The organism is Nonomuraea sp. NPDC050328 (assembly GCF_044459405.1).
Lineage (GTDB): Bacteria > Actinomycetota > Actinomycetes > Streptosporangiales > Streptosporangiaceae > Nonomuraea.
In genome coordinates this window covers 408065-424413 of sequence record NZ_JBITIW010000006.1, presented here as the reverse complement: position 1 = coordinate 424413, position 16349 = coordinate 408065, and the positions used below count along the sequence as shown (strand labels likewise).

At 71.9% G+C, this 16349-nt stretch carries 15 protein-coding genes; 4 read left to right on the top strand and 11 right to left on the bottom strand.

Going from position 1 to position 16349, the window contains the following annotated elements; all coding sequences use genetic code 11:
* Positions 1–9: 9 nt before the first annotated feature.
* The 5 genes from ACIBG7_RS24625 to ACIBG7_RS24605 are packed head-to-tail and all read right to left on the bottom strand — an operon-like array spanning position 10 to position 5956.
* Positions 10–1554, bottom strand: a complete 1545-nt coding sequence (locus tag ACIBG7_RS24625; protein WP_357927685.1) for an alkaline phosphatase D family protein — start codon at positions 1552–1554, stop codon at positions 10–12.
* An 11-nt stretch (positions 1555–1565) separates the two neighbouring features.
* Positions 1566–2888: a sugar ABC transporter substrate-binding protein gene (locus ACIBG7_RS24620; RefSeq protein ID WP_357927686.1), complete on the bottom strand. Its 1323-nt coding sequence runs from the start codon at positions 2886–2888 to the stop codon at positions 1566–1568.
* A gap of 11 nt (positions 2889–2899) precedes the next feature.
* On the bottom strand, positions 2900–3706 hold the full coding sequence (locus tag ACIBG7_RS24615; RefSeq protein ID WP_357927688.1) for a carbohydrate ABC transporter permease: 807 nt from the start codon (positions 3704–3706) through the stop codon (positions 2900–2902).
* 7 nt (positions 3707–3713) lie between these two features.
* A complete protein-coding gene (locus ACIBG7_RS24610) occupies positions 3714–4646 on the bottom strand; it encodes a carbohydrate ABC transporter permease (RefSeq protein WP_397337691.1) in 933 nt (310 codons plus the stop codon).
* Positions 4643–5956 (bottom strand): glycoside hydrolase family 36 protein, encoded by a 1314-nt coding sequence (locus tag ACIBG7_RS24605; protein ID WP_397337690.1) that lies wholly within the window; start codon positions 5954–5956, stop codon positions 4643–4645. Before ACIBG7_RS24605 ends, ACIBG7_RS24610 begins: the two co-directional genes overlap by 4 nt.
* A gap of 159 nt (positions 5957–6115) precedes the next feature.
* On the opposite strand from ACIBG7_RS24605, the gene ACIBG7_RS24600 reads away from it, so the two are divergent.
* Positions 6116–7291, top strand: a complete 1176-nt coding sequence (locus tag ACIBG7_RS24600) for an ROK family protein (RefSeq protein ID WP_357927692.1) — start codon at positions 6116–6118, stop codon at positions 7289–7291.
* Between the two features lie 16 nt (positions 7292–7307).
* Here the strand turns inward: ACIBG7_RS24600 and ACIBG7_RS24595 are convergent, their stop codons facing one another.
* Entirely contained in the window at positions 7308–8132 is an 825-nt protein-coding gene (locus ACIBG7_RS24595; protein ID WP_357927693.1) for a phytanoyl-CoA dioxygenase family protein, read from the bottom strand.
* A gap of 150 nt (positions 8133–8282) precedes the next feature.
* Between ACIBG7_RS24595 and ACIBG7_RS24590 the strand changes: the two genes are divergently transcribed.
* Entirely contained in the window at positions 8283–9104 is an 822-nt protein-coding gene (locus ACIBG7_RS24590) for a helix-turn-helix domain-containing protein (protein ID WP_397337689.1), read from the top strand.
* On the opposite strand, the gene ACIBG7_RS24585 is transcribed toward ACIBG7_RS24590, so the two are convergent.
* Complete coding sequence (locus tag ACIBG7_RS24585) at positions 9079–9960, bottom strand: helix-turn-helix domain-containing protein (protein ID WP_357927696.1); 882 nt, start codon at positions 9958–9960, stop codon at positions 9079–9081. The genes ACIBG7_RS24590 and ACIBG7_RS24585 overlap by 26 nt on opposite strands.
* A gap of 56 nt (positions 9961–10016) precedes the next feature.
* Here ACIBG7_RS24585 and ACIBG7_RS24580 point away from each other — a divergent pair, with 56 nt between their 5' ends.
* Positions 10017–10820 carry a phytanoyl-CoA dioxygenase family protein gene (locus ACIBG7_RS24580; RefSeq protein WP_357927697.1) on the top strand — a complete coding sequence of 268 codons (804 nt, stop codon included), beginning with the start codon at positions 10017–10019 and terminating at the stop codon, positions 10818–10820.
* Between the two features lie 61 nt (positions 10821–10881).
* Here the strand turns inward: ACIBG7_RS24580 and ACIBG7_RS24575 are convergent, their stop codons facing one another.
* From ACIBG7_RS24575 to ACIBG7_RS24565, 3 genes are read right to left on the bottom strand one after another with little or no spacing between them, the layout of a single operon-like run.
* Positions 10882–11907: a ferritin-like protein gene (locus ACIBG7_RS24575; RefSeq protein ID WP_357927699.1), complete on the bottom strand. Its 1026-nt coding sequence runs from the start codon at positions 11905–11907 to the stop codon at positions 10882–10884.
* On the bottom strand, positions 11904–12317 hold the full coding sequence (locus tag ACIBG7_RS24570) for a cupin domain-containing protein (RefSeq protein WP_397337688.1): 414 nt from the start codon (positions 12315–12317) through the stop codon (positions 11904–11906). Before ACIBG7_RS24570 ends, ACIBG7_RS24575 begins: the two co-directional genes overlap by 4 nt.
* A gap of 12 nt (positions 12318–12329) precedes the next feature.
* A complete protein-coding gene (locus ACIBG7_RS24565) occupies positions 12330–13082 on the bottom strand; it encodes an SDR family oxidoreductase (RefSeq protein ID WP_397337687.1) in 753 nt (250 codons plus the stop codon).
* A gap of 172 nt (positions 13083–13254) precedes the next feature.
* Here ACIBG7_RS24565 and ACIBG7_RS24560 point away from each other — a divergent pair, with 172 nt between their 5' ends.
* Entirely contained in the window at positions 13255–13563 is a 309-nt protein-coding gene (locus tag ACIBG7_RS24560) for a UBP-type zinc finger domain-containing protein (RefSeq protein WP_357927705.1), read from the top strand.
* Here the strand turns inward: ACIBG7_RS24560 and ACIBG7_RS24555 are convergent.
* The gene (locus ACIBG7_RS24555) at positions 13553–16303 is read right to left on the bottom strand and encodes an ATP-binding protein (protein WP_397337686.1); all 2751 of its coding nucleotides are present in this window, start codon (positions 16301–16303) and stop codon (positions 13553–13555) included. The two genes, ACIBG7_RS24560 and ACIBG7_RS24555, sit on opposite strands and share 11 nt — an antisense overlap.
* Positions 16304–16349: the final 46 nt, after the last annotated feature.

The window sequence follows — 16349 nt, the reverse complement described above, 5'->3', positions numbered from 1 at the left end:
AGGGTCCCGTCAGGCTGGGTTGAGGCTCGGGTTGCCCGGCTCGATGACGAAGCTGCCGGAGGTGTAGACGGGGGCGTGCGGCTGGGTGACGACCGCGAGCGAGCGGAAGTCGACCTTCATCTCGGTCGGCGAGATGCGGGTCCTGACGTAGCCGCGGCGGCCGTTGAAGAACTTCACGTGCGGGTTCTCGTCCAGCAGGATCTGCGTGTTGGGGTACTCGTCGAAGCCGTTGCCCGCGCTGGTGACCGAGGTGGTGACCAGTTCGACGGCGACCGACTTCGAGGCCGGGTCCTTGTGGTCGCGCTTGAGCTCGCCGGCCCAGTGCGAGTGCACGTCGCCGGTGAGCACGACGCCGTTGCGCTTGTTGTCGTCGAGGGCGGCGGCCAGGCGGTTGCGGGAGGCGACGTAGCCGTCCCAGCCCTCGTTGGAGAAGGACTTGGCCAGGCCGTTGGACCAGTCCATCTCCATCATGAAGACCTGCTGGCCGAGCAGGTCCCAGGTGGCGCCGGAGTTCTTCAGCTCGCCCTCCAGCCAGGCCTCCTGCTCCTTGCCGAGCAGGGTGCGGTTCTGGTCGAAGGCCTCCAGGCAGTCGGGGCCGATGTTGCCCGACCGGCCGGTGCAGGCGTACAGGTCGCGGTACTGCCGGGTGTCGAGCAGGTGCAGGTTGGCCACCGCGCCCCAGCGGATGCTGCGGTACAGGCGCAGCTTCCAGCCGTCCGGCCGCTGGGCGCGGCGCAGCGGCATGTTCTCGTAGTAGGCCTGGAAGGCGGCGGCCCGGCGGGGCAGGAAGGGCGGGTCGGGCTGCTCGGGGATGTCGGCCGCCCAGCCGTTCTCGATGTCGTGGTCGTCCCAGACCACCGCCCACGGCGCGATGGCGTGCGCGGCCTGCAGATCGGGGTCGGCCTTGTGCTGGGCGTGCCGCAGCCGGTAGCCGGCCAGGTCGAAGCACTCGCCGCCGGCCTGGTCGCGCACGGGGTACTTGTAGTCCCCGTACTCGTAGAGGTAGTCGCCGAGGAAGGCGATCAGGTCAGGGTGGTCCTCGGCCATCCGGCGGTAGGCGGTGAACCAGCCGGTCTGGTAGTCGGCGCAGGAGGTGAAGGCGAGGTTGAGCTCGCGGCTCCCGGCGCCGGGGGCGGGCGAGGTCAGCGTGCGGCCGACCGGGGAGATCTCGGTGCCGACGCGGAAGCGGTAGAAGTACTCGGCGCCGGGGGCGAGGCTGTCCAGTTCGATGTGGACGCTGTGCGCCGCCTCGGGCCGGGCCACCTCGACGCCGCCGCGCACGACGTGGCGGAAGTTCTCGTCCTTGGCGACCTGCCACTGGACGGGCACCGGCCGGTCGGGCATGCCGCCGAGACCGTCCGGGGCCAGGGGGTCCATGGCCAGCCGGGTCCAGAGGACCATGCCACGGGGATCGGGCTCGCCGGAGGCGACGCCTAACTGGAAGACATCCGACAGGGGGGCACGCCGGGCCGCCGCGCGCACTGGTGCGGTGTCCAGTGCGGCGACGAGGCCCAGGCTCGCGCCCCCGGCGATGAGTGAACGCCGGGTGATCATGCGGGGGGCTCCTACTTGATGGTCGCGTTGCCCTCGGTGACGGCCTGCTCGACGCCCTGCTGGGCGGTGATCTTGCCGAGGTAGACCTCGTTGAAGATGCCGGTCAGCTTCTGCTCGAAGCCGGTCCAGCCGGTGACGATCGGCATGTTGAAGGTGGTGCCCTTCGACTGCTCCAGGAAGGGGGTGACGTCGACCGGCTTGGCGTTGTTCTTCCAGAAGTCGATGTAGCCCTGGGCCAGGCTGTCGCCCACCAGCGCGGGGAAGATGTAGCCCTGGTCGGCCATCGACTTCTGGGCCTCCTCACCGGCGAGGTACTTGGCCAGCTTCATGGCCTCCTCGGGGTGCTTGCTCTTGGCGTAGACCGACTCGCCGAGGCCGTTGATGTTCACGGCCCGGCCCTTCGGGCCCTCCGGCATCATCGCGACGCCGATGCCGAAGTTGATCTCCGGTGCGACGTAGGGCAGCAGGGCGTTGTTGGCCGGGTACATGGCGACCTGGCCGCCCTTGAACATGTCGGCGGCCTTGCCGGTGGGCGGGTTGGTCTGGGTGGCCGGCGGCGAGACGTGGTGCTTGGTGATCAGGTCGACGCCGAACTGCACCGCCTCGGCGGAGGCCGCGTCGTTGAAGACGTACTTGCCGAAGGGCTTGTCGACCAGCTTGCCGCCGTTGGACTCGATCCAGTTCATCCACTGGGTCTGGGAGTGGTTGGTGGAGGCGAAGCCGTACGTCTTGATCTTGTCGGGGTTGAAGCCGGCCTCGCCGGGGTGCTTGCCGGCCTCGTCCACGGTGAGCTTCTTGGCCAGCTCGACCAGCGTGCCGGAGCCGTCGGGCGCCCAGGTGAGCTTGTCCGGCATCTCGACGCCGGCCTTCTCGAACAGGTCCTTGTTGTAGAGCAGGCCCGGCATGCCCCAGTCCTTGGGCACGCCGTACAGCTTGCCCTCGTAGGTGTTGGAGGCCACGACGTTGGGGTGGTACTTGGCGGGGTCGAGCTTGAGCGGGCTGAGGTCGGCGAGGACGCCCTTGGTGACGAAGGCCGGGAAGTAGCTGACCTGCATCCAGAACACGTCGGGCGCGCTGCCCGCGACGGCGTCGGCGGTGAGCTTGGTCCAGTAGTCGTCGTAGGGCATCACCTCGATCTTGACCTTGATGTTCGGGTTCGCCTTCTCGAAGGCCGCCATGACCTTGTCGTAGCCGACCTTCTGCTGCTCGTCCCAGAGGCGGTAGGTCAGCGTCACCGGGCCGGCGCTCTCCGAGGAGCCGCCGCCGGAGCCGCAGGCGGCGAGGGGCAGGGCCAGCAGGGCCGCGAGGGTGAGGCGTATGCGGGGGGATTTCATACTCGTGCCTTTCACTTCAGACCGGTCAGGACGACCGACCGGACGATGTAGCGCTGGAAGAAGATGAAGATCACGACAGTCGGCACCAGGGCGATCAGCCCGCCGGACATGATCGCGGTGTAGTCGACGCCGATGCCGACCTTGAGCGCGGCCAGCGCGACCGTGATGACCTTCGTCTCGTCGCCGCTGGTGATGATCAGCGGCCACATGAAGCTGTTCCACGAGGAGATCACCGTGATGATCGCCAGCGTGCCGAGCGCGGGCTTGCACAGCGGCAGGAGCACCCGCACCAGGATGGTCATCGGGCCCGCGCCGTCGATCCGCGCGGCCTCTTCGAGGCCCGCGGGCAGGCCGCGGAAGAACTGCCGCATCAGGAAGATCCCGTACGGCGAGCCGAGGAGGTACGGCACCAGCAGCCCGCCCCAGGTGTTGATGAGGTCGAGCTCCTTCATGATGAGGAACAACGGGATCACCGTCACCGCGACCGGCACCATCATCGTCGCCACGAACAGCCAGAACAGCACCTCGCGGCCACGGAACCTGAGCCGGGCGAAGGCGTAGGCGGCGAAGGTGGTGAAGACGAGCTGCCCGACCGTCAGCGCGGCGGTCATCAGCGCCGTGTTGAGGATGTACTGCGGGAACTCCCCGCCGAGCAGCTTGGTGAGGTTGTCGGTGGTCGGCGGCACCCCCGGCAGCCACGGCGCGGTCGTGTGCAACTGCTCCTGCGACTTGAACGCCGTCAGCACCACGAGGATGTAGGGGAAGACGGTGATCACCGAGCCGACGATGAGCGTGGCGTAGAGCAGAAAACGCTTCATGGGTCCCTCAGCTCATGTCGTAGGTGGTGCGCTTGCTGAAGAACCTGATCTGGACCGAGGTCACCAGCAGGATGATCAGGAAGAGCACGATGGACACGGTCGCGGCGTAGCCGAAGTCGAACTCCCTGAACGCCAGGTGGAAGATCTTGAAGTTGATCACCGTCGTGGACTCGCTGGGCCCGCCCGCGGTCATCGAGTAGATGGTGTCGAACGCCTGGAAGGCGCCGATCATGTTGGTCACCGTGACGAAGAACATCGTGGGGTTGAGCAGCGGCAGCGTCACCCGGAAGAAGCGCTGGACCGGCGTCGCCCCGTCGCAGGCGGCCGCGTCGTACAGCTCCTGCGGGATGCCCTGCAGCCCGGCCAGGAAGAACAGCATGTTGTAGCCGGTGTGCTGCCACACGCTCACCAGCGCGACGGCCGGCAGGGCCAGCGACGACTCCGACAGCCAGGCGGGCCCGGTGATGCCGAACACGTCGAGCAACTGGTTGATCGCGCCGTCCTTCGGATCGAAGATCCAGCTCCAGACCAGGCCGAGCACCATCGGCGTGGCCATCCAGGGGATCACGAACAGCGCGCGGAAGAACTTCACGCCCTTGACCCGCTGGTTCAGCATCATCGCCAGGAGCAGGGCCAGGACCGTCTGGAGCGGGATGGCCAGCAGGACGTAGACGATCGTCGTGCCGAGCGAGCTCCAGACCGATCCGTCGGCGGCCAGCTTGCGGTAGTTGTCCAGGCCGACGAAGGTCGGGTCGGACAGCAGTTCCCAGTCGAAGAGGCTGAGGACGAAGACGATGACGACGGGCAGCAGCAGGAAGGCGACGACGCCGAAGAGGCTGGGCCCGATGAACAGGTACGGGTACCACCGGCCTGGCCTGCGGCGCTTGGCGGCGGGCCGTACCGGTGTCCGGACCGGTGGCGGCGCCGTCCCGACCGTCACGACGGATCCGTCCTGGTCGGGACCATCAGCCGTCTGGTGGTGGCCAGGCCCCAGTCGTCCAGGGCGGCGATCGGGTCGCTGGAGCCGCGCAGGCCGCCGGTGGCGTCGATGTGCGCCGCCCACTCCTCGCGGGCCTCCACCTCGGGGCGGGCCATGATGCAGTCGGGGTCGTTGACCCACCAGCGCGCGTGCAGGAACTCGCGGGCGGCGCCGGTCAGCCGGGCGCCGAGCTGCGAGGGCTGGCTGATGTCGCCCGACCTGGGCAGGAGCGTCGGGGCGATGTCGGGGCTGACCCGCATGATGTCGACCAGGCCGAGGCTCGGCAGCATCGGGGCGCCGCAGCCGTGGATGGTGGCCGCGGGGCCGGCGCCCTGCCTGATGAGCTCGAGCCCGCGCCGGTAGGCGGCGATCGGGGTGAGGTCCTCGTGGCGGCGGCCGGGGAGCGCTCCGGCGTAGAGGTAGTCGAGCTTGAAGTGCGTCAGGCCGATGGCCGACAGGGTCTCGAAGACGTGCACGAGATGCGCGGCGGCGTCGGGGTGGGTGACGTCGAGAACGGCGAGGTCCTGGTCCCACATCCGGCCCGCGTCGGCGCCGCCGACCAGCCAGTCGGGGTGCTCGCGGAAGATCCGGCTGCGGTGGCCGACCAGGAAGGGCGCCAGCCAGATGCCGCCGCGCTTGCCGGCCTCGCGGACGGTGCCGACCGCGCGTTCCAGCGAGCCGAACTCGGGGCGCAACTCCAGCCAGTCGCCGATCTCGGCCTCGTAGCCGTCGTCGATCAGGAACATGTCGGCCTCGACGCCGTGCTGCTCGGCCAGCCGCAGGTTGTCGAGGATGTCCTGGTCGGTGACCTTGTCCCAGTAGCCGTACCAGGAGCACCACATCGGGGGGACGGCCGGGAAGCTCGGCGGGGCCACGCCCTCGGCCATCGTCTCGGCCCAGGTGCGCAGGGCCGCGTCGAGCGGGCCGTCGACCTGCGTGTGCCGGACCGGGCCGTCGGCGGAGACGACCAGGCGGCCGCCCTCCTCGCGGACCCGGATGGACGGGACGTCCAGATGGCTGGCCGCCGACCAGAGCGAGACGGGCGCGCCGTCCCCGGGATCGACCGCGATCAGGCCCTCGCCCTGGAACGCTCCGGGCGGGATCGGGGTCTCGGGGCGGTAGCAGAGCGTCTGGATGGTCTCGCTCGCCGGCCTCGGCGGGCTATCGCCGACGCGGTAGGCGCCCGTGGGACTCCACGACTGCCAGCCGTGCTCGAAGATCAGCGCCTGCTGGGGGTGGCCGGTGATTTCGCCGACATCAGCGAACGGCATCAGGCTTCTCCTTTCGGAGAGTTTCGAAGGAGCGCTTCATTAGTAGCATCGGCGAGCAAAGCTCGGCAATGCCTAATTTCGCGCCATATCGCACCTGGCTTCGTCAATCTCGACATCTATGATCATTGGCAGCCCGCGAGTTAAAGAGGAAACCTTCCAATGCCGCACCCTCCGCCCACCGGTGGCGACCTGTCCCGGCTGCGCCGGCTCAACTCGCTGTCGGCCGTCAACGCCCTGCGCGGAGCCGGAGCCGTCACGTTGTCCGCCCTGGCCGAGCGCACCGGCCTGTCGCGGCCCTCGACCAAGGAGGTCCTCGGCGAGCTGATCGACCTGGGCTGGGTCGCCGAGGTCTCGCCATCGGCGGGCGGCATGGGCCGGCCCGCCCGCCGCTACCGCTTCCGCGCCGACCGCGGGCACCTGATCGGCCTCGACATCGGAGGGCACAACGTCCGTGCCGCCCTGGCCGACCTCGACGGCGAGATCCTGGCCGAGACCAGGCAGCCCGTCCTGCCGCTCGCCCCGCGCGAGGAGCGCCTGGCGGCGATCGAGCGGGCGGTGGCCGGCTGCCTGGCCCTGGCCGGCAAGCAGCTCTGCGACCTGTGGGCGGTGGCGGTCGGCACCACCGGCATCGTCACCCCCGACGGCCGGGTCGCCTACTCCGCCACCATCCCCTCCTGGACCGGCCTCGACCTGGCCGGACGGCTGCGCGAGCTGTTCGGCTGCCCGGTGCTCGTCGACAACGACAGCCGCCTCGCCGCCCTGGCCGAGAACCGGCGCGGAGCCGCCCGTGGCGCGCAGGACGTGGTGTTCCTGCACGTCGCCAGACGGATGGGGGCCGGCCTGATCATCGACGGCAAGCTCCACCGCGGCTTCGGCGCGGCCGCGGGCGAGCTCGTGATGCTGCCCGAGGTCCGCTGGTTGCGCGCGACGGGACACCTGAACGAGTGCGAGATCGTCCCCGAGGGCACCTCGCCGGAGGACGCCGCCGGGTACACCCTGGCCGCCGCCCGGCGAGGCGAGCCCCTGGCCATGGCGGCGGTCGACCGCTACCTCGACGACCTGGCCGTCGGCGCCGCCGCCATGGCCCTGCTGCTCGACCCGGAGGTCGTGATCCTCGGTGGCGGCTTCTCCCGCTCGGCCGACGTGCTGCTCGAACCGCTGCGCGCCCGGCTCGAACGCTCCTGCATGCGCCCGCCCGAGGTCCGCGCCTCCACCCTCGGCGAGGAGTGCGTGGTGCTCGGCGCGATCGACTACGCCGTCGATCACGTCGACCGGCACTACTTCACCACCGAGGCCGGACCGGTGCAGGCCCTGCCGCCGGCGACCGGCCCCTGAGCGGGGGCGGCGCCGATCACCGGTCGCCGGGCTCGGCCGGGCAGGGGTCGCCGATGTGCACCCGCGGGACCGGGTAGAGGACGTTGCGCCGCTGCTCGGTCAGGTCCTTGAGCCAGGCGTCGTCGTAGACGTAGCCGTACCGGCTGCCCGCCCACACCGGGCCGTAGCGGTAGATGACCACGCGGCGCTCGCCGGGGTTGGTGCGGGTGGAGCCGCCGTGCATCAGCCCGTCCACGAACAGCAGCGCGTCGCCCTTCTCCAGGTAGGCCGGGATCGCGCCGGGCAGGGTGTCCATCCGGTCGCCCTTGGCGTAGTCGCCGGCCAGCGGGTGCTTGAAGTTCGACTTGTGCGAGCCGGGCACGACCATCGTGGCGCCGTCGCCCTCGCCGATGTCGGTCAGCGCCAGGATGATGTTGACCTGGCCGCAGCGGAAGACGCCGTGGTCGTAGCGGTAGCCGCAGCGCAGCGCGGTGCGGTAACCGCCCGAGTGCACCGGGTGGTGGCCGCCGGACTCGCGGATCGAGGCGATCGTCTCGTCGACGAAGACGCCGGGGATGTAGCTGTCCTCCTCCCCCGCGTAGTGCTTGACCAGGTCAAACCAGCTCGGGTGGTCGATCAGCTCCTCGAAGGGCCGGCCGGCGGCCACCGCCTGGTGCAGCTCGAAGCCGGTCTCGGGGGTGTAGTCGCGGCGCTGGGCGCCCCGGTACCAGTCCCCCCTGGCCAGGTCACGCGGGAAGGCGTCGAACTCCGCGTTCAGGCGCTGGAGCAGATCGGCGTCGACGGCGTTCTTGAGGATCAGGTAGCCGTTGAGGTCGAACATGAAGTCATCGAGCTCGGACATGTCAGGAAACCTCCGTGATGTGGCGAGACGGGGTGTGGTGGGACTGGGATGTGGTGGGACCGGGATGTGGTGGGTCGCCGCCACTCTCCCCCGGCCGCCTCGCCCCGGTCATCCACCCGAACTCGCCGACCTGTCGCATATCCTCAAGGCGTGTCCTCCCTCGTGCAGGTCGTCGGCCTGCAGGCGTTCCACGAGACGGCGGGCTCCATGCCCCGCGCCCACATCCACCCCGAGCTGGAGTTCAACCTCGTCCTGTCCGGCACCGCCCGGTACGCGACGGTCAGCGGCGAGGTGGACCTGCCTCGCGGCCGGCTCGCCGTCTTCTGGGGCGGCTACCCGCACCGGCTCCTCACCGCCGAGCGCGTCGACTTCCTGTGGGCCACCGTCCCGCTGAGCGCCGTCATCGGCCACGACCCGCTGCGCGGCGCCGTCGAGCGGGCGCTGTCCGGCGAGTTCCTGTACGGCACGGCCGCCGAGGGCGAGCACGACCGCTTCCTGATGAGCCGCTGGGACCACGAACTGCGCCACGAGCCGCCCCGCCCGGTGGCCGAGGTGTGCCTGATGGAGATGCACGCCCGGCTGGCCCGGCTCGGCGGCGATCCGGGCGAGAGGTCGGGCCCCGGCGCGGCGGCGGCCGGCTCGGCCGAGCGCATGCTCGCCGTCGTCGCCCGCCGCTACACCGACAAGCTCTCCGTCGAGGAGATCGCCGAAGCCGCCGGCGTGCACCCGACCTACGCCGCCCTGGCCTTCAAGCAGGCCCTCGGCATGCCCGTCTGGCAGTACGTCACCCGGCTGCGCGTCGCCCACGCGTGCCGGCTGCTGCAGGCCACCGACTGGGGCATCGACCGGGTCGCGCACGCCAGCGGGTTCCAGACCCGGTCGAGCTTCTACCGGGCCTTCGCCGGCTCGCTCGGCCAGACGCCCACGGAGTTCCGGCAGCGGGGGGTCACCGGCGTGGGGTACTTCCCGTGACCCGCGCCCGGTAGTCCCGGGGCGGCAGGCCGTACTCGCGGCTGAAGGACCGGCTGAAGTGGAAGGGGCTGACGAAGCCGGAGGCCGCCGCGATCCGGCCGATGTCCAGGTCGGTCAGCTCCAGGAGGCGGGCGGCGTGCCTGAGCCTGGCTTCCCGTACGGCCTGCATGGGCGTGCGGCCGGTCTGGGCGGAGAACAGGTGGGCGAACCGCGACGGCGACAACGCCACCGCCCTGGCCAGCGAGTCCACCGTGTGCGGGGCGCCCGGCTCGGCGGCGATGAGCGACTGCGCCTGCCGTACTCGCAGGTCGGCGCTCTCGTCCTGCGGCCTGGCGGTCGAGGCGGCCAGAACCAGCACCTCCTCGACGGCGCCCAGCACCAGCTCGCGGGCCGCGGGCGCCTCGGCGACCGCCGGCCGGTCGGCGGCGTCTTCGTCGGGCAGGGGCGGCAGCGGGCCGTGGCCCGGCCAGCGGGCGTCGGCGTGCGCCCGGCGGAAGGCCTGGTCCACGCGCTCGCGCACCGCCTCGGGCAGGGACGGCAGGAACGAGCACCTCCCGCCGACCGCGTACGGGGCCAGCCAGGTGTGCCAGGCGGGCCGGGGCTGGAAGTGGATCCACCAGAACCGCCACCCGTCCGCGCCGGGCGCCACCCGGTAGTGCTGGGCCACCTTCGACCCGAGAACGACCAGGTCACCGGGCCCCGTGGTGTGCGACCACTCCCCCTGCTCGACGTAGCCCGCCCCGGCCTCGGTCCACATCAGCAGCCAGCTCGGCGACCCCTCCGCGCGGCGCACCGAGTAGCCGGGCGCCTTGTCGTAGTGGCAGAGCAGCACCAGCTCGGTAGCAGGAACAGACATGTCGTCAGCCGTCGCAGACATACCGTCCACCCGATCACGTCCCTACCGTTGAGGTCATGAGCGAAGCTACCGCGACCATCGATCTCGCCGCCTTCCACGAGCACGGCTACCTCGTCGTCCCCGGGCTGCTCGGCCCGGCCGAGGTGGAGGAGCTGCGCGAGGAGTTCACCGCTCTGCACGCCGGCGGGCCGATCCCCGGCCACTTCACGCCGAGGCCGCAGGACGAGTCGGGCCCCTACGACCCGCTGCGCGACTACCCACGCGTCATGCACCCGCACCAGGTCAGCGGCGTCGCCCTGCGCTACCTGCTGGACGCCCGCTTCGGCGCGATCGTCGGCCGGCTGCTCGGCGAGGAGCCCGTAGCAGCCCAGAGCATGTTCTACTTCAAGCCGCCCGGCGCCAAGGGGCAGGCGTTGCACCAGGACAACTTCTACCTCAAGGTGGAGCCCGGCACCTGCATCGCCGCCTGGGTCGCGCTCGACGTCGTCGACCGGGCCAACGGCGGCCTCGAAGTGGTGCCCGGCACGCACCTGATGGACCTGTTCTGCCCGGACGAGGCCGACGACGACCGCTCCTTCACCCGCGAGTACGTCCCGCCGCCGCCCGGCCTGGAGCGCGTCCCGGTCGACATGCAGCCGGGCGACGTGCTCTTCTTCAACGGCAGCCTGGTGCACGGCTCGGAGCCGAACACCACCGCCGACCGCTTCCGCCGCAGCTTCATCTGCCACTACGCCGGCCGCTCCACCGAACGCATCTCCGCCTGGTACCCCACCCTCACCATGAACGGCCGGGAGATCCACTTCGACGAGGCCGAGGGCGGCGGCCCCTGCGGCACCGAAACCACCGCCGGCCCGCACTAGCCCGGGTCTCGCTCGGTCCAGGCGCCGGAGTTCCGCGGCCGCCTCGGCGCCGAGTTCGGCGTCACCGCTCCCGCCGGGGCAGGTAGGTGAAGGTCGGCCCCGCGGCGCAACCCTCCTCGTCGGTGAGCCGCATGAGCGCCTGCGCCTCGGCCTTCAGCTCGAACATGACGCCGGTCGCCTCGCCGAGCCGGCCGGGCTCGCCGTTGAACGTCTGCTCCAGGATCCGCAGCAACTCGCAGTAGGTCTCGTCGAACCGGTCCTGCGCCGCTCTGACCTCGCTTCCGGGCTCGGCCGGCCGCGGGTTGCGAGCCAGGGGACGGATGCCGTCCGGATCGACGGCGACCTTCTCCCCGGTGGGGCCCGACCGCGGCGTGTCACCGCGCCGGTAGCGCCGGCCGAGCTTGAGCTCCTCGAAGCGGTAGTAGTGGGCCAGCTCGTCCCGCTCGGGGTGGAAGACGCTCCGGTCGCCGTCCCAGACCGAACCGTGCGAGGCGCCCTCGCCCTGGTCCACGATCTCCTTGAGCGCGCCGAGCGCGGAGTCCAGGTCCTCGACGGCGAACACCTCGCCGGCGGTGTGGCGGAACCGGGCTCCGCTGAGCTGCCGGGCCGGGTCGCCGCTGAAGACGGCCCGCTCGCCGTACCGCTCGCAGAGATGACGCAGGCCGGTTTCGACCGCGGCGTAGAACTGGCCGATGGTTTCGTACCGGTCGCTCTGGGCGGGCGCGTCCGCCGGGGCCGGCTGCTCCAGGCGCAGGAACATCTCCAGCGCCTCCGGCCCGAAGGGCAGCAGCGAGAGCTCCAGGGAGGGGTCACCGTGCGGCAACGTCCTGGGGTACGGCGGCAGCATGCCGGGCTTGTCCAGCTCCGGCCGCCCGCCGACGGCGTTGAGCAGGTTCGCCGCGAGCGCCAGGTGCAGCATCTCCTCGATGAAGACGCCCTCGACGGCTTCGGCGGCCTCCGGGTTGCGCTCGGCGTCGAGGGAGTAGAGCGCGACCAGGTAGGGCGGAAGGGTGGCGTGCTCCAGTTCGACCGCCCACTGCAGATGCTCGCGCAGGCCGGCGAGCGTGGTGATGGGCTCGCGGCTCATCCGCCCCGCACCTCGGCCTTCCGCCGCAGCTCGTCCTCGCCGACGAGGACGAACATCGGCTGCCCCGGCGGGCAGAGCATCGTCACGGTGAACCGCAGCGGCACGTCGTCCCGGTTGTTGCCGTCGCGGTAGTGGATGAGGTCGCCGCCCGGCTCCCAGAACGCCTCGCCGGCGCGGATCACGCGAGGGGGCTCGCCTTCGAGCTCCATCAGCATCTCGCCGTCGAGCACGACGCCGAAGGCGGGGCCCGGGTGCCGGTGCGGCGGTGCGCCGGGGTCGCCGGCGGGGTATTCGACGAGCACGGTCATCACGTGCGCGCCGTCGGGGATGAACGGCGGCTGCGCTTCCTGGAGCACGGTGAGCGCGGTCTGCCAGGCCGTCGATCGCGACTTGGACGGATGGGGGTTCATGTCCGGCTCCCCCTACTTCCCGGCGCCGCTGTCGAGCCACTCCCGGTAGGTGATCTTGGCGAGCTGGGCGCCCTCGCCCGGCACCAGGGTGCGGTCGCCGGGCACGCTGCCGAAGTAACGCGCCTGCGGGTCGGTCACCACCTCGCGCGGATCGCCCCAGGCAGCCAGCGCCTTGCGGAAGAACTCGTCCATCCGGTACTCGATCGGTCCCCCGACCTCCAGCCGTCCGTTCAGCGGGGACCCGGCGGCCGTGCGGCCGACCGCCTGCGCGACCTCCTCGCCCGCCATCGGCTGGAAGGCGACCGGCGCGATCCGCACCTGGCCGTCCACCGCGGCCTCGTCGGCGATGCGCCGGGCGAACTCGAAGAACTGCGTGGCGTGGACGAGCGAGAACGGGATGCCCGAGTCCTGGATCAGCCGCTCCTGAGCGATCTTCGCCGCGAAGTAGGCGTTCTCCGGCATCTTCTCGGTGCCGACGACGGACAGGGCGACGTGGTGGCCGACGCCGGCCCGCTTCTCCGCCTCGAGCAGGTTGCCGGTCGAGGTGGTGAAGAAGTTCATCACGTCGGCGGGGGTGAAGGAGGGCGAGTTCGACACGTCGATCACGACGCCGGCGCCTTCCATGACCTCGGCCAAGCCCTGCCCGGTGAGCGCGTTGACGCCGGTGTCCGGGGAGGCGGCGACCGCCTCGTGGCCGTGCTCGCCGAGCTTGCGCACCAGCTTCGACCCGATCAGACCCGTTCCACCGATGACCACGACTTTCATGCGAACCTCCTGTGGACCGCCGGGCAGCCCCTGCTGCCCGGTCGCTGCTTAGACCGGACGGCAGTCCGCGTTCGTGACAACGGGCGGGAAAATCTCCGGCTCGTCCGCCGCTCGCCGGGCGCTCACGCTTTCGTGCGATGTCGGCGCGGGCCGCCGGCCGCACAGTCGAGGCATGCACAACGATCTCCAAGCCCTCTGCTCCCACGTGTACGGCTCGCGCCCGGCCGTGCCGGCCGGCCACGCCGACGTCTGCGAGGAGTGCTCGACCTCCGGCGGCCGGTGGGTGGAACTACGCGAATGCCTCACCTGCGGGTACGTGGGCTGCTGCGACACCTCGCCGGGCCGGCACGCCGCCGCCCACTGGGCCGCCACGGCGCACCCGGCGACCGCCTCGCTGGAGCCGGGCGACCGCGGCGGCTGGTGCTACGCCGACCGCAGCCCGTTGCGGTCGGTACGGCGAAGCCGCCGGATCACCGTGTAGGGACGTCGTGGTCGAGCACGAGCCGGGTCAGCTCCACCCGGGAGCTGATCCCGAGCTTGGTGAAGGCGTGCCACAGGTGGGTGCTGACCGTGTGCGGGGACAGGTGGAGTTGCTCGGCCACCTGCCTGTTGGTCGCCCCACCGGCCACGAGCCGGACGATCTGCAGCTCGGAGGCGGTGAGGCTGTCCCATCCCTCGGTGGGACGGCTCGCCACCGTGCGGGCGCGACGCTCGCCCAGGGACCGCAGCCGCTCGCGCACCCTTGCCGCGTCGCGCACGGCCTCGGCCTGCTCGTAGAGGCTCAGCGCGTCGTCGAGGCAATCGATCGTGCCGGTGTCCTCCAGGGCGGCGGCGAGCACGAGCGGGCGGGGGAGGTCGCGGTAGAGCTGGACCGAGCGGGCGAGGAGCGCGCGGTCGCCGGCCAGCAGGGCGCGGGCGTGGAGGGCGGTCGCGGTGAAGATCGGGATGCCGGGGTTGGCCCGGTGCCGGGTCTCGGCGAACTCGGTGGCCCCGATCGCGCCGGCCCGGTCACCGGCGCGCAGAGCCCTGCGCACGAGCACCACCTCGTCCACCGGGTCGCCGGGATGCAGCAACAACGACACACCCCGGCCGCCCCCACCGGCCTCCGCCCCCAGAACCGCCCGGCCCTGTCCGGCCTCGGCTGCCAGAAGGACCCCGGCGGGTGCCCGGCCCTGGTCCGGCTCTTCTGGGTGGCCGGTGTGGAGGGCGATCCGGGCGAGCACGTGCCGGACGGCGGCCTCGTCGAAGCTGCCGGGGCCGAGCTCGCGCGCCATCGCCAGGACCGCTTCCGCCTCGGCCCGGGCGTCGCCGAGCCGGCCCGCGTCCAGGAAGATCCGGCAGCGGGCCATCCCCCAGGGCAGCAGCCCGGTCTGCCCGAGGTGCCGCGCCCTGCGCACCCCGTCGTCCGCCTCGGCCAGCGCCTGCTCCACCTGCCCCAGCGCGCTCAGCAGCAGCGACTTCCAGACCCGCGGCAGCCACGGCGCCTCACCCTGCGGCAGGTCCCCCGCCACGGACACCGCCTGGTCGGCGAGGTCGAGCGCACGATGGACCTCCAGCCGGTGCTCGGCGATGATCGAGCCGACGCCGAGCAACGTCGCCCGCGAGGCCTGGTCGGCCGCCTGGGTCGCGGCCACCAGAGCCTCCGGCAGCAGCCGGCCCGCCTCGGCGATCCCGTCCTCGTCGAGGAGCGCGAGGTTGACGACCAGGGTGGCCAGGAGCTGGGTGCGGGTCCTGGCCGGGAGCCCCGGCAGCGCGAGGCCGGCCCGGCTCTGCCGTACCGCTTCAGAAACGGAGCGCTGGTCGGCCACCAGGGCCAGCCCGAGCCTGATGTTCGCCTCGACCTCGACCGGGAGCGGACGGGCGAGCGCGCTCTCGGCGAGCGCGTACGCCTCACCGGCCTGGCCGGTCTGGGAGAACAGCGGCAGCGCCTCGGCGATCAGGGCGGCCTGGCGCAGCGGATCGGGCGCGGACAGCTCGATCGCCCGGCGGCTCATCTCGACCGCCGCCGACGGTGTCATGCTCGCGAGCTCCCGGGCGGCCTGCCTGAGCAGCGCGACCGCGCTGTGGTCCCCCGGCTCGGCGATCTCGGCGAGGTCGGCGGCCACCCGCACGACCGGCACGCCCTGCGCCAGCCGCAAGTCGACGGCCTCGCGGCGCAGCGCCCTGCGCAGCGTGGCCGGCAACGCCGCCCGGACGGCCTCGCGGATGAGGTCGTGGCTGAACACGAGGCTGCCACCGGTCTCCGTCAGGAGGTCGGCCTGCAGCAGTTCCTCCAGCGCGTCCAGCAGGGTGGCCGCCGGCTCCCCGGTGAGCTCGGCGAGCTGGTCGACCGCGACGGCGCGGCCCAGGACGGCCGCGATCTGCGCCGCCTTGCGCGCGGGCGGCGACACCTGCTCCAGGCGGTGCTGGACCGAGGCGTGGAACCGCAGCGGCAGCCGCCGCCTGGTCAGCCGGGCGACGCCGCCGGCGACGGCGACCGCGCCTTCGTCGAGCACGCCGTTGATCAGCTCGTTGAGCAGCAGCGGCTGGCCCTGAGCGCGTTGCGCCAGCTCCAGCAGGGCGTCGTCGGGGGTGGCGGCGAGCAGGTCGCCGGTCATCGCCGCGACCGCCCGGCTCCCCAGCGGCGCGAGGGTGAGCAGGTGCGCGCCGGACAGGTCGAGCGCGGAGAGCGTGGCGCGCACGTCCGGCGCGAGAGGCCCGGTGCGGGTGGCCAGGATCCAGGCGACGGGGTGCATCGCGAGCCGCCGCGGCAGGGTGCGCAGCGCGAGCAGGGTCCCCTCGTCGCACCACTGGAGGTCGTCGAGGACGATCACCACCGGGGCGGCGAGGGCGGCGCGCTCCAGGTGCTCGTGGACCTCCTGCAGCAGCCAGTACCGGCTCGCCGAGGTCTCGGGCGGGTCCTGGACCGCGTCCGGGGGCAGGATGTGGTGCGGCGCCGAGTGCAGCGCGCCGAGCAGTGCGCCGAACGGGATCGTCTGGCTGTCGGGGTCCCCGCCGCCGTGGATGACGCGCAGGCCCGTCTCCTCGGCCATCTGCCGGGCCTCGGCGAGCAGCCTGGTCTTGCCGAGGCCGGGGCTGCCCTGGACGAGCACGGTGGTGCCCCGGCCCTGGGACAACGAGGCGAGGTGGGCGCGCAGGCCGGCCACCTCGTGCTGTCTTCCGCGCAGCCGATGGCGGCCGTGCTCAGCCGCGGCGCCTGCCTTCGACTGACGTGCGTTCAAGCTGCCCTCCGATCAACGGCGGCACCGCTCGATGCGGTGCGTGCGG